The 13,219-nt window shown below is 67.6% G+C and carries 12 protein-coding genes and 1 tRNA gene; all 13 read right to left on the bottom strand.

Translation table 11 applies throughout. The features are described 5' to 3' along the window. Positions 1–39: 39 nt before the first annotated feature. The gene (locus OCJ37_RS08300; RefSeq protein WP_263113176.1) at positions 40–1,146 is read right to left on the bottom strand and encodes an acyltransferase family protein; all 1,107 of its coding nucleotides are present in this window, start codon (positions 1,144–1,146) and stop codon (positions 40–42) included. Next, positions 1,143–2,399 (bottom strand): polysaccharide biosynthesis protein GumE, encoded by a 1,257-nt coding sequence (locus tag OCJ37_RS08295; protein ID WP_263113628.1) that lies wholly within the window; start codon positions 2,397–2,399, stop codon positions 1,143–1,145. The genes OCJ37_RS08300 and OCJ37_RS08295 overlap by 4 nt, the downstream gene beginning before the upstream one ends. Before the next feature lie 223 nt (positions 2,400–2,622). Continuing rightward, positions 2,623–4,083 (bottom strand): undecaprenyl-phosphate glucose phosphotransferase, encoded by a 1,461-nt coding sequence (locus OCJ37_RS08290; RefSeq protein WP_263113175.1) that lies wholly within the window; start codon positions 4,081–4,083, stop codon positions 2,623–2,625. 307 nt (positions 4,084–4,390) lie between these two features. Next, a complete protein-coding gene (locus OCJ37_RS08285; RefSeq protein ID WP_263113627.1) occupies positions 4,391–5,824 on the bottom strand; it encodes a GumC family protein in 1,434 nt (477 codons plus the stop codon). Next, positions 5,806–6,504, bottom strand: a complete 699-nt coding sequence (locus OCJ37_RS08280) for a polysaccharide biosynthesis/export family protein (RefSeq protein ID WP_263113174.1) — start codon at positions 6,502–6,504, stop codon at positions 5,806–5,808. The genes OCJ37_RS08285 and OCJ37_RS08280 overlap by 19 nt, the downstream gene beginning before the upstream one ends. Positions 6,505–7,228: 724 nt before the next feature. Beyond that, positions 7,229–7,305 (bottom strand) — tRNA-Pro (locus OCJ37_RS08275). Positions 7,306–7,402: 97 nt separating this feature from the next. Continuing rightward, positions 7,403–7,759, bottom strand: a complete 357-nt coding sequence (locus tag OCJ37_RS08270) for a MerR family transcriptional regulator (protein WP_045727228.1) — start codon at positions 7,757–7,759, stop codon at positions 7,403–7,405. After that, positions 7,740–8,039: an integration host factor subunit alpha gene (locus OCJ37_RS08265; RefSeq protein ID WP_003466661.1), complete on the bottom strand. Its 300-nt coding sequence runs from the start codon at positions 8,037–8,039 to the stop codon at positions 7,740–7,742. The genes OCJ37_RS08270 and OCJ37_RS08265 overlap by 20 nt, the downstream gene beginning before the upstream one ends. Positions 8,040–8,060: 21 nt before the next feature. After that, positions 8,061–10,439 carry a phenylalanine--tRNA ligase subunit beta gene (pheT, locus tag OCJ37_RS08260; RefSeq protein WP_263113173.1) on the bottom strand — a complete coding sequence of 793 codons (2,379 nt, stop codon included), beginning with the start codon at positions 10,437–10,439 and terminating at the stop codon, positions 8,061–8,063. Positions 10,440–10,559: 120 nt separating this feature from the next. Beyond that, positions 10,560–11,555: a phenylalanine--tRNA ligase subunit alpha gene (gene pheS / locus OCJ37_RS08255; RefSeq protein ID WP_263113172.1), complete on the bottom strand. Its 996-nt coding sequence runs from the start codon at positions 11,553–11,555 to the stop codon at positions 10,560–10,562. Between the two features lie 203 nt (positions 11,556–11,758). Then, positions 11,759–12,118 (bottom strand): 50S ribosomal protein L20, encoded by a 360-nt coding sequence (gene rplT, locus OCJ37_RS08250; protein WP_128421688.1) that lies wholly within the window; start codon positions 12,116–12,118, stop codon positions 11,759–11,761. A gap of 10 nt (positions 12,119–12,128) precedes the next feature. Next, the gene (gene rpmI / locus OCJ37_RS08245; RefSeq protein WP_002811096.1) at positions 12,129–12,326 is read right to left on the bottom strand and encodes a 50S ribosomal protein L35; all 198 of its coding nucleotides are present in this window, start codon (positions 12,324–12,326) and stop codon (positions 12,129–12,131) included. A 358-nt stretch (positions 12,327–12,684) separates the two neighbouring features. Further along, a complete protein-coding gene (infC, locus tag OCJ37_RS08240) occupies positions 12,685–13,209 on the bottom strand; it encodes a translation initiation factor IF-3 (RefSeq protein ID WP_317633229.1) in 525 nt (174 codons plus the stop codon). Between the last annotated feature and the right edge of the window lie 10 nt (positions 13,210–13,219).

Genomic DNA, 13,219 nt, shown 5'->3' with positions numbered 1-13,219 from the left:
TCCCGTGCGACAGCGCACAGCGTCGTTGCGATGGCGCCATCAGGACGCCTCCTGTGCGGCCGGTTCGCGGCGCAGCCCGATCATCCACGGCGCCACGCGCACGATCACCGCGCGGATCGGCACGCTGGCGATCACCGCGATCACGCCCACCGACACCGCCCAGGCCGGTCCCCAGGCATCGCCGCGGACCAGGCCGGTGCGGCTGGCGACGCCGGCCATCAGCGAGAACAGCAGCGTATGCGTGCACAGGATCAGCAAGGTGTTGCGCCCGATCCACTGCACCCACGCCCACTCCTGCACCAGCCGCGCCGCGCACAGCGCCATCGCGCTGCCGAGCAGGCTCGCCGCCAGGAACGCAAGCGGCGAATGGCCGAACTTCATCATGTTCACGTCCACCCGGCCGTTGTTCCAGGCGATCGCGAACCAGGCCGCGCCGAGCAGCAAGGCCGCCAGCGCATTGCCCGTGCGGCTGCTCGGCAGGCGCGCGCTGCGCTTGGCCGCGGCCGCGCCGACCGCGAAGAAGCACAACGCCACCGGCAGCACGTCCAACGCGAACGGCAGCCGATAGTCCTGGGTCGGAAACCAGACCGCCCAGCCCCAGGCCAGCAGCAGCGACAGCAGCGCCAGCAGATCCAGCGACAGGCGCCGGCGCAGGTACAGATAAGCCAGCGTGGTCACGAACAGCGCCGGCAGGAACCACAGCGCCGGCATCACGTAGAGCTTGGGCCCGATGCCGCTGACCAGGCCCAGCAGCGGTTCCCACCACGGCCGGTCGCCCCACAGCTGCGCCTTGGAACCGATGTTGCGGGTCAGCATCCAGTAGGCGTACGCGACCACGAAGAACGCCAGGTAAGGCAGCAGCAGGCTGCGCGCCAGCTTGGTCCAGGTCGCCACGCCCAGCGGCCGCTTGCCGAACGCTTCGCCGACCCAGCCGGACAGCACGAAGAACATCGGCACGTGGAAGCTGTAGGCCAGGATCACATAGGCGTGCGGGATGCCCTTGGCGTGGCCGAACACCACCAACAGGATCGCCAGCGCCTTGGCCGCGTCGATGCGCGCATCGCGCGCGCCGCGCGTGCCGTGCACGCCGGTCCGGGTCGGCGCCTCGGCCAGCACCGTCTGCAGCGGCTGCGTCGATGCGCTCATGTCGCCACCGCCGGAAGCCGTTGCGCGTCGGGAGCCGGCGGCAGCGCGTCCGGCGCGGACCGGCGCGGCACCATCTGCCACAGGCAACCGCAGACGAACCACCACAGCGCCGCGGTCTTGATCGAGAAATAGCCGTTGGACACCAGCAGGCTCAGCGCGAAGGCGAAGATCAGCAGGTTCTTGAACAGCTGGCCCTCGATCGTGCGCATCAGCATCGCGAACGAATAGGCGAGCAGGAACGCCAGCACCATCACCACTGACTGCGAGGAGATGAAGTAGGCGATGCCGCTGTCGAAATACTTGTACGGCGCGTCGAAATTCAGGCCCAGCCACGATTCGGCGGTCATGTTGCGGATCGAATAGACGGTGAAGAACACCCGTCCCAGGGTGGTGTCCTCGTAGCTCTGGATGCCGGACGCCCACACCATCAGCCACGCGCCCAGCAGCACGCCGAAGAAGAGCAGAAAGCCCAGGCGCTGGTCCATGCGCAGCAGCAGCGGGGTCAGCAGCACCATCATCACGCAGGTGCCGGCGGCCAGGCGCCCGTCCGAGGCCACGATCAGGAAGCCGATCATCGCCACCGACGCGACGATGGCCAGCGGCCGCATCCAGCGCCAGAAGGTCAGCAGGATCGCGGTGAAGAAGATGATGAAGTTGCCCATCGTCACCGGCTCGATGAACACCGAGGAGGCGCGCGGCAGGTTGGAGGACGGCAGGAAGTTGCGCGCGCCCGGCCGGGTCGCGCTGACGAACAGGTTGCTGTCCTGGTTCCAGAAGCTGGACGCGCTGGCGCCGCGCGCGTTGACGAAGTAGCTCTTGGGGTTGACCACGTCGCCGTACAGCGTGGGCAGCGCCAGCTCGAACAGCGCCACCAGCGACACGATCAGCGCCATGCGCAGGAACAGCTTGGGCAGCGACCCTGTGTAGGCCGCGCCCAGCACCAGGAACGCGAACGGGATCAGCGCGTCGCGGAAAAACTTCGGATCGATCGACCAGGTCAGGAACAGCCGCAACAGCATCAGCAGCACCACCGCCGCGATCCCGGTGAACACCAGGGCGGTGCGCTTGCGGTCCAGCGACCACAGGCCGATCAGGAAGCAGGCGCCGTAGATCGCCAGCTCGGCGGCATAGGTCATGGCCGGGCTGACCCGGAACACCTTGGCGTTCACCACCGCGAGCAGGAAGTTGTAGCCGACGGCGAACAGCAGCACCAGTTCGATCAGCAGGTTGCGGCGCTGCTCGCGCAGCGTCATCACCGGCGCGGTCAGCACGCAAGGCCTCGCGACGCGGCGCGCAAGAACGCGACGCGCCACACCGGCGCCTGGCGCAGCGCAGCCACGGCACGCCGGGCACGCAAGCCACGGCCGGCTGGCGCGATCACGGCGCCGCGGACGCCGCCGTCCCCGCTGCCGACGGCGACGACGGGGCGGCGCCGGCAGCGGGGACGGTCGGCGGGTTCACGGTCCATCGGGCGCATCAGTAGGCGGTCTTCTGCCCGAGCACCTTCACCGCGGTGAGCACGATGATCCGCGTATCCAGCCACAGCGACCAGCGCCGGATGTAGTCCAGGTCGTACTGGATGCGCTTCTTCATCGTCCGCAGCTCCGGCGTCTCGCCACGGAACCCGTTGACCTGGGCCCAGCCGGTGATGCCCGGCTTGACGTAGTGCCGCTGCATGTAATGGTTGATCAGCTTCTCGTAGTGGGTATTGTGCTGCGCCGCATGCGGCCGCGGCCCCACCACCGACATGCTGCCGCCGAGCACGTTGAACAGCTGCGGCAGCTCGTCCAGGCTGGTGCGGCGCAGGAACGCGCCGAACGGCGTGACCCGGCTGTCGCCGCGCTTGGCCTGTACCACCACGTCGCTGGGCTCCTGCTGCACGCGCATCGAGCGGAACTTGTACATGTAGAACTCGCGGCCGCCCAGGCCGTGCCGGCGCTGGCGGAAGAACACCGGGCCCGGCGAGCTCAGCTTCACCCCCACCGCCACCGCCAGCATCACCGGCCACAGCACCGCCAGCGCCGCCAGCGCCACCACCTTGTCCTGCAGCGCCTTGGCGACCACGAAGTAGGTGTTGCGGTCCACCCCGCCCTGGCGCAGGTTGATCACCGGCACGTTGCCGATCTGGTCGCCGGACTGGTTGAGCATGCCGAAGTCGAACAGGTCCGGGATCAGCCTGACCTGGATCGGGTAGCGGTCCATCTGCTGCAGCAGCTGCTTGATGTGGTCGCGCTCGCCCAGCGGCAGCGAGATCCACACCTGCTCCACCTCGTTGTTGTTGAGGTAGTCGATCAGCGATTCGGGCGTGCCGGCGCCCAGGCACTGCAGCTTCTTCGGATGGTCGGCCACCGACAGGTCGTAGTCGCTGCTGAAATAGCCGACCAGCTGCATGCCGACCCACGGGTTGCGGCTCAGGTAGTTGTGGATCTTGACCACCGGGTGGCGCAGGCCGACCACGACCACGCGCTGCACGTCCACGCCTTCCGAGCGCAGGTGGTTGAGCACGCCGCGGACCACGGTGCGCGAGACCAGCAGCGTGGCCAGGCTGCTGGTGAACCACAGCCCGATCCACAGCCGCGAGACCTGCTGCCCGAATTGCACCACGAAGGCGTGCACGGCGAACAGCGCGAACACGCCGCTGCAGGCCAGGCCCAGCACCATCATCTCGCGCAACAGGCCGCGTCCGCGCCAGCTGCGGTACAGCGGGAACAGCGCGAAACAGATCACCGCGTACAGCAGCGTGGTGCCGATCGCGACCCGGTAGGACGCTTCCGGCAGCCAGCTGTTGAACAGCAGGCGATGGCTGACCAGCGCCGCGGCGACGATGACCGTCAGGTCCGAAACGCGGAGCACGATATCCGCCGCGGCTGCATATTTGGACAGCAGGCGGGGGGACGAAGTTGTATAGGTGGCGCTACTCAGGTCTGCCAAAAGCATGGTCGGGATTCCCATCCAAACTCGGGTCGGTGGCATGCGGGGGAACATGCGACGTCGTCGAGCCTCGATCTCATCTGCCAGTGGACCGCTGCGGTGCCTTCCTCACCGACCCCAGGTCCACGGCAGCCCGTGTTACTTCAACAGAATGTCGACTGCGTACAACCGGTCAGGAAAATAATGGATCGCCTCCGTTGTTAGCTGAATCACGTCTCACCTCGCTGAAGAATTTGCGTACGAAAAATGACCTGTGCTTGCGTCGGCGCCACGGCCGCGACCGCGGTCACGCCGCCGCGCCGCGCCGGGCGGTTCATGCCGCTGCCGCCGCATTGGCTTCGCGCAGGAAATAGCGGATCAACGCGATCGTGACCGCCATGAACAGGCCGAACACAAAGGCCAGCGCCAGGTTCAGCAAGGTCTTCGGCGAACTCGGCCGGCCCGGCACGTCGGCCCGATCCACGATCGACACGTTGTTGGTGCCGACGTTGCCGGCCACGCCGATCTCCTTGTAGCGCTGCAGCAGCGCGTCGTAGAGCTGGCGGTTGGTGTCGGCTTCGCGCCGCAGCATGTTGTAGCGGATGCTGCGGGTCTGCAGATCCAGTTCCTCGTTCTTCAGGCTGGAGATGCGCTCGGACAGCAGGGTCTCCTGCTGCCGCGCCGCCTCGTAGTCGTTCTTCAGCGCACTGCGGATGTTGCCGATCTCGCTGCCGATCTGGCGCTTGATCTCGGCGATCTGGTTCTGCAGGCGCTGCATCTCCGGATAGCCGGGCTGGAACGTGGCCAGTTTCTGCTGGTAGTCGGCGGTCAGCTTCACCTGCTCGGTGCGCAGGCTCTGGATCAGCGGGCTGCTCACCACCTGCGGCAGGCCCATGCCGTCGCCGATGCCGGCCTGGCGCCAGGCGGCCTCGGCCTTGATCCGCGCATCCTGGGCGGCGGCCAGGCGCATGTTCAGTTCGCTCATGTTCTGCGTCGGCAGCGACGGCTTGTCCTCGCCCAGCGACACGATCTGCTCCTTGCTGGAGTAGTCGACCGTGTTCTTCTCCGACTCCTCCACCTTGTCGCGCAGCTGTTCCAGCCGCTCGGACAGGTACTTGGCGGCGAACGAGGACGCCTGCAGGCGCCGTTCCTGGGTCGAGGCGATGAACATCTTCGCGTAGGTGTTGGCCACGCGCGCGGCCAGCGCCCGGTCGGGCGAATCGAAGTTGATCCGCACCAGCCGCGAATCGCGCACCGGCTCGATCTGCAGCGCGTCCAGCACCGGACCGACCAGCGCGTTCTCGGCGGCGGTGGCGCGCGCCTGCGGCGACGGCGCGCGGCCGTCGCCATTGCCCTGCAGCTTCTCCAGCGCCTCGTCGACCAGCGGTTTGAAGGCCGGCTCCTGGGTCAGCCGCGCCTCGCGGATCACCGCGCGGGCCAGCGAACGGCTGCCGAGCAGTTCGTACTGGGTCTGGTAGAAATCGCGATCCTGCGGCGATTCCACCGGCATCAGGTTCGCCACGTTGGTGACGTTCAAGGCCTCGCGCTCGATCTGCAGCACGCTGGTGGCGCGATACTTGGGCGTCATCAGCAGCGTGACCAGCAGCGCCAGCAGCACGACCGCGGCGGTGATGCCGACGATCAGCCAGCGCTGCCGGTACAGCGCATTCCAGTAGTCCAGCAGGCTGATGTCGGCCGGGCTCAGCGGTGCCGATGCCGAGGAGGAGCGGTGATGCATGCCGTGGGTACTCATCGGTAGGCCCGCCAGATCATCACGAACGGGGTCAGCTCGACCACCGTGCGCAGCAGCAGGCGCGCGTCGGAGCGGTACACCACGACCAGGTCGCCGCCATAGATTTCCGGGTCGGGAGAGATGCCCTTCTCGATATCGCCCAGGTCGAAACGGGCCAGCATCTTCTGCCCGCCGACGTTGCGGAACACCACCACGTTGCCGCGGCTGGCGACGTTGTTGACGCCCTTGCCCAGCGCCAGCGCCTGCTGCAGGGTCAGCGCGGAGCCTGCGATCGGATAGATGCCCGGTTCGGTGACCGCGCCGGTCACGGTGACCCGGTTGCCGGTGAATTCATCGACCAGCACCGAGACCTGCGGGTTCTGCAGATAGCCGTTGCGGTAGCGTTCGGCGATGTCCTTCTGCAGCGCGTTGACGCTGCGCCCGGCGGCCTTGACGTCGCCGATCAGCGGCAGCGAGATGCGGCCCTCGTTGTCGACCCGCACCTGGCGCTCCAGGTCGTCGATCTGGAACACCTTGACCGTCAACAGGTCGCCGGGGCCGAGCAGGTACTCCGGCTGCCCCATCGCGCCCGCCAGTGGATCGCCCGGAGGCAGATCCGTCCGCAGCTTCGGCCCGCTGCTGCATGCGGACAGGAAGACCAGACAGGAAAGGGCCAGGCCCAATGCCCGATTGAACGTACCGAAAAGTTTACCCATGCGCGATGCCGATGCCCTCTGTCGAGTGGTTTTGAGAACGCCACACTCCTCCCGCCGGCCAGCGCTCCATCACCGGTCGGGTAAGACGATTGCAGTGTCATTTCCAGCCTCGGGCGATTGCCCGGGCCAACAGTGAAGCCTCGTGTTGCAGTGCACTATGGCACAGCTATCTGCACGTACCAAGACATGATCCGACATTTTTTTGACGGCATACCGGCGAGATTCAACTACATGTCCGGATATTCAGCATTGCGAACGAAGCAGTGCAGCAAAAGACACGACGTTAACGTGACGCATGTCAATGCCTTGACGGCCCTCCCTCGCAGTTCGGCGCCAGCGTCCCGTCGCTGCTGGCGGCTTGGCCTTCCCACCGTCTTGTTTGCATATGCCGGGATTCGTTCGGCACCGGGGCATTTGTCTACACCGCCGCCCGATTCCGGCCGGGGCCATGATCCAGGCCCCACCGCTGGCACATTCTGCGGAACCAGCTCAGTCAGGCCATGCCTTACCGAACGCCTGTGGCGCCAGCCTGCTCCCGGAGCGACAGCGTCTGGACCAGGCCGCTCCGGCGCGCAAGATGGCGTTGCACCGCGGCACGCGCCCTCCCGCTTGCCGTTTATCCGCGCGCCGACGCCACGCCGGGTTCGCGCAACAAGACCCAGGCGCCGAACCGAACGGCGCAGAACGAAAAAAGGCCCATGTCGCTGACATGGGCCTTCGAAGATGGTCGGGGTAGCCGGATTCGAACCGACGACCACTAGTCCCCCAGACTAGTGCGCTACCAGGCTGCGCTATACCCCGGTAAAAACGTCCGCCGTGGCGGCGGCCCGCCTCGCGGCGAGCTGGCGATTATAGCGGGATTGGCGCGGCCTTTCCTAGCCGGTCGCGCCGTGGCCGCTCAACGGCGCAGCAACTGCAGCACTTCTTCCAGTTCCTGCCGCACCTGCTTGATGATCTGGTTGCTCAGCGCCGACTCCTGCCGCGCGCCCTCGCCGTCCAGGCGCAAGCGCGCGCCGCCGATCGTATAGCCCTGTTCGTACAGCAGGCTGCGGATCTGCCGCACCATCAGCACGTCGTGGCGCTGGTAGTAGCGGCGGTTGCCGCGGCGCTTGACCGGTTCCAGGCTGGGGAATTCGGTCTCCCAGTAGCGCAGCACGTGCGGCTTGACGTCGCACAGCTCGCTGACCTCACCGATGGTGAAGTAGCGCTTGGCCGGAATCGGCGGAAGTTCGCGGTTACTGCCCGGGTCCAGCATAAGCCTCCACTCGCTCCTTGAGCTTCTGTCCCGGGCGGAAGGTCACCACCGTCCGCGCCGAGATCGGGATTTCTTCGCCGGTCTTGGGGTTGCGACCGGGCCGTTGGTTCTTGCGGCGCAGATCGAAGTTGCCGAAGCCGGACAGCTTCACCTGCCGCCCCTGCTCCAGCGCATCGCGCAGCACATCGAAGAAAGCATCGACGAATTCCTTGGCCTCGCGCTTGTTCAGCCCGACTTCGTCGAACAACCGTTCGGCCATTTCCGCTTTGGTCAACGCCATTGCCCTGCTATCCCCTGCGTCTCAGCCGCGAATCCGCGCATCGTGTTCGCGCGCCAGCGCCGCCACTGCATCGGCGACCACTGCATCCACATCGCGATCCGTCAGAGTGCGCGAGTTGTCCTGCAAAATCAAGCCCATAGCGAGACTCTTGAAACCCGCCTCGACCCCCGGCCCGACGTAGCGGTCGAACAGCACCACCTCGCGCAGCAGCGGCCCGACCGCGCCGCGCACGCTGTCCGCCAGCGCCGACCAGGCCACCGCCTCCGGCACCAGGAACGCCAGGTCGCGGCGCACCGACGGGAACCGCGACAGCTCGGCGGCACGCGGCAGCGCGCGCGCGGCCAGCGGCGCCAGGTCCAGCTCGAACCCGAGCACGTCCACGTCGATCTGCATCGCCTGCAGCAGCCGCGGATGCAGCTGGCCGATCCAGCCGATGCGCGCGCCGTCGCGGTACACGTCGGCCGACCGGGTCGGATGCGCGAACGGCAGCGCCGACGGACGGTAGTCCAGGCGCGCGCCGGCGGCGCTGGCCAGCGACTCCAGATCGCCCTTCAGGTCGTGAAAGTCGACCTTGCGCGCCGGCAGGCCCCATTGCAGCGCCTCGGCATCGCCGCACACCGCCGCGGCCACGCGCTGGGTCTCGACCGGCGCGGCATCGGCGCCGGCCGCGGCCGCGAACGCCTTGCCCAGCTCGAACAGGCGCACGCGCCCGGCCTGCCGCGCGGCATTGCGGCCCAGCGCCGCGACCAGCCCCGGCAGCAGCGACGGGCGCATCACCGCCAGCTCGGCGCTGAGCGGATTGGCCAGCGCCACGCGCCCGGCGTCCAGGCCCCACTGGTCCAGCAGGCCGGCATCGACGAAGGCGTAGTTGATGGTCTCCAGCATCTCGCGCGCGACCAGCTGGCGGCGCGCGCTCAGTTCGTCCAGCTGCGTCTCGCTGCCCATGGCGATGCGCGAGGCGCCGCCCGGCAGCGTGGTCGGCAAGCGGTCGTAGCCGTGGATGCGCGCCAGCTCCTCGATCAGGTCCTCTTCCAGGGCGATGTCGAAGCGGCGGCTCGGCGCGGTCACCTGCCAGCCGTCGGCGCTGGCGGCAACGGCCATGCCCAAGGCGCGCAGGATGCGCTCGACCTCGGCGTCGGCGATCTCGATGCCGAGCACGCGCACGATGCGCGCGCGGCGCAGCGCGATCGGCGCGGGCGCCGGCAGGTAGTCGGGCAGTTCGGCCTCGACCACCGGACCGGCGCGGCCGCCGGCCAGTTCCAGCACCAGCCGCGTCGCCAGCTCCAGCGCCTGCCGCGGCAGGGCCGGATCCACGCCGCGCTCGAAACGGTGCCCGGCATCGGTGTGCAGGCCGAGCTTGCGGCCGCGGCCCATGATCGCCGCCGGCGCGAAATGCGCCGCCTCCAGGAACACGTGGCGGGTGGCGTCGGTGACGCGGGTGTCGTGGCCGCCCATCAATCCGGCCAGGGCGACCACGCGGTCGCCGTCGGCGATGGCCAGGAAGCCGTCGTCGAGCGTCGCGTCGCGGCCGTCGAGCAGCTTCAGCGTCTCGCCGGCGCGGGCGCGGCGCACCGCGACCGGGCCGTGCAGCGTGTCCAGGTCGAAGGCATGCATCGGCTGGCCCAGTTCCAGCATCACGTACTGGGTGATGTCCACCAGCAGCGACACCGGGCGCACGCCGCTGCGGCGCAGGCGCTCGGCCATCCACAGCGGCGTCTTCGCCGCCGGGTCGAGATCCTCGACGACGCGGCCGCAGTAACGCGGCGCGTCGCCGCCCGCCTCCAGGCGCACCTCGAGCTTGCGCGCACTGGTCACCGCGACCGGCTCGGCCGCGAACGGCAGCACTTCGCTGGCGCAGGCCGCGGCCACGTCGTAGGCGATGCCGCGCACGCCGAAGCAGTCGGCGCGGTTCGGGGTCAGCTTGATCTCGATGCTGGCGTCGGGCAGGCCCAGGTACTCGGCCAGCGCCTGGCCGATCGGCGCGTCGTCGGGCAGTTCGAACAGGCCGGACGCATCGCTGTCCAGGCCCAGTTCCTTGGCCGAGCACAGCATGCCGTTGGATTCCACGCCGCGCAGCTTGGCCGCCTTGATCGCGATGCCGCCGACCTGGGCGCCGACCAGCGCCAGCGGCGCGACCAGCCCGGCGCGCGCGTTCGGGGCGCCGCAGACGATCTGCAGCATCCCGCCCTGCCCGGCATCGACCTGGCACACCTGCAGCCGGTCGGCCTCCGGATGCCGCACCGCCTCGACGATGCGCGCCACCACCACCTGCTGCAGCGACTCGCCGAGCGGCGTGACCTCCTCGACCTCCAGGCCGATGGCGGTCAGGGTCGCGGCCAGTTCATCGCGCGAGGCCTGGGTGGGGACGTGGCTGCGCAGCCAGTTTTCGCTGAATTTCATTGAGGGGCCGGGATTGGGGATTCGGGATTGGGGATTCGTAACAGCGGCTTCGTGCGGGATCGGGAATCAGGATGGAACCGCTTTCGCGAATCCCCAATCCCGAATCCCCAATCCCGGCCCTCAGGCGAACTGCCTGAGGAACCGCACATCGTTCTCGAAGAACGCGCGCAGGTCGTTGACGCCGTAGCGCAGCATCGCGAAGCGCTCCACGCCCATGCCGAAGGCGAAGCCGGTGTAGCGCTCCGGATCGATGCCGACGCTGCGCAGCACGTTCGGATGGACCATGCCGCAGCCGAGCACTTCCAGCCAGCGGGTGCTGCCGTCGGGCTGCTGCCAGGCGATGTCCACTTCCGCGCCGGGTTCGACGAACGGGAAATAGCTGGGACGGAAGCGCATCTGGAAATCGCGCTCGAAGAACGCGCGCACGAACTCGGACAGGGTGCCCTTGAGATCGGCGAAGGTGGAGTGCTCGTCGACCAGCAGGCCTTCGACCTGGTGGAACATCGGCGAATGGGTCTGGTCGCTGTCGCTGCGGTAGACCTTGCCGGCGGCGATCATGCGCAGCGGTGGCGCATGCTCGGCCATGTAGCGCACCTGCACGCCGGAGGTGTGCGTGCGCAGCAGGCGGCCGTCGCCGAAGTAGAAGGTGTCGTGCATCGCCCGCGCCGGATGGTGCGGCGGGAAGTTCAACGCCTCGAAGTTGTGCCAGTCGTCCTCGATCTCCGGGCCGTCGGACAGTTCGTAGCCCAGCCGCGCGAAGATCTCGGTGATGCGCTCCAGGGTGCGCGTGACCGGGTGCAGCCCGCCGCGCTCGCCGCGCCGGCCCGGCAGGGTCACGTCGATGCGCTCGGCGGCCAGGCGCGCGTCCAGCGCCGCGCCTTCCAGCAGCGCGCGGCGCTCGGCCAGCGCCGCGGAGACCGCATCGCGCGCCTGGTTGATCGCCTCGCCGGCCAGCTTGCGCTGGTCGGGCGGCAACGCGCCCAGCTGCTTGAGCTGTGCGGTGATGCTGCCGCTCTTGCCCAGCAGCGCGACCCGCAGCTGCTCCAGCGCTTCGGGACTGTCCGCCGCGGCGATGTCGGCCAGCGCCTGCCCGCTCAGGGATTGGATCTCACTCATTGCACTCGCGCCTCAATTCAGCCGACCGCCCGATCCGGATACGGTGCTCGGGACACACCCGATCGCGGGTAAAACTCGCGATCGGGATGCACAAAACGCAAAAAGGGGAAGGACTCGCGCCCTTCCCCTGCATGTCTGCTATTTCCCTGCTGCTGTTCAACGGTCCGCACATGGAGGTGCGGGCCGTTGCAGAGGGACCTGCATTATGCCGCCAGCGCGCCCTTTGCCTTCTCCGCCAAGGCGGCAAAGCCCTGCGCGTCGTGCACGGCGATGTCCGCCAGCACCTTGCGGTCCAGGGTGATGCCGGCCTTGAGCAGGCCGTTCATGAAACGGCTGTAGCTCAGGCCGTTGATGCGGGCCGCCGCATTGATGCGGGTGATCCACAGCGAACGGAAATTGCGCTTCTTCTGCTTGCGGCCGATGTAGGCGTACTGCTGCGCCTTGATCACCGCCTGCTTGGCGACGCGGAAGACCTTGCGGCGGGCGTTGTAGTAGCCCTTGGCCAGGTTCAGAACTTTCTTGTGACGACGGCGTGCCTGGACGCCACGTTTTACTCGAGCCATGGTTCAGTCCTCAGAGGTAAGGCAGCATACGGTCAAGACGGCCAGCGTCCTCGGCACGAACGTGGTTCGTCTGCCGCAGGTTGCGCTTCCGCTTGGTCGCTTTCTTGGTGAGGATATGGCTACGGTTGGCGTGGCCGCACTTGTACTTGCCGGAGGCGGTCTTGCGGAAACGCTTGGCCGCCGCCCGGTTGGTCTTGATCTTGGGCATTGCAATGTCCTTGATGGTGTTTTGTCACTGGTCAGGGCGGTGGCTGCGCCACACTTTCCGTCCGTGCCCGTACCGGCTTGTAAGCCCTTGATCCGGAAGGATCAGGGCGGGTCCTGTTGCCGCGTGAACGGCAAACCCGATGCACTGGGCCGCGCATTATGCCAGGGCTTGGAATGCCTTGCAAATCATGCGGTTCGTGCCGGAATTCGGGATCGGAGATTCCAACAGGCGGCGCGATTTGCGTGCGGCCACGCAGCGACGCCACCGGATGGCGGCGGAACACACGTAAAACGCAAAGGGCGCCAGCAGGCGCCCGGCGGCGCTCCCGCGCGAGGCGGGGCGCGAACCTGAACTGCGGTCAGCGCTTCTTCGGCGCGATCATCATCACCATCTGCCGGCCTTCCAGGCGCGGGCGCGATTCGATGACGATGTCCTCGCCGAGGTCGGCCTCGATCCGCGACGCCATTTCGCGCCCGAGTTCCTGGTGGCTCATCTCGCGGCCACGGAAGCGGATGTTGACCTTGACCTTGTCGCCCTCTTCGAGGAAGCGGCGCATGTTGCGCAGCTTGATCTGGTAATCGCCCTCGTCCGTGACCGGACGGAACTTGATTTCCTTGATCTCGACCTGCTTGGTCTTCTTCTTGGCTTCGTTGGCCTTCTTCTGCTGCTCGAACTTGAACTTGCCGAAGTCCATGATCTTGCAGACCGGCGGATCGGCCTGCGGCTGGATCTCGACCAGGTCGAGCCCATCCTCTTCGGCCAGCGCCAGCGCTTCGTCGCGGGTCAACACGCCGACCATCTCGCCGTCCGCGCCGATCACGCGGACCCGCGGGACGCGGATCTCTTGGTTCTTGCGGTTCTGTTTGTTGTCAGGGGTACTGATGTTGCAATCT

This window comes from Xanthomonas sp. AM6 (assembly GCF_025665335.1).
GTDB lineage: Bacteria > Pseudomonadota > Gammaproteobacteria > Xanthomonadales > Xanthomonadaceae > Xanthomonas_A.
Note: the sequence above shows the minus strand (reverse complement) of the source record. Positions and strands in the feature narration are given on the sequence as shown.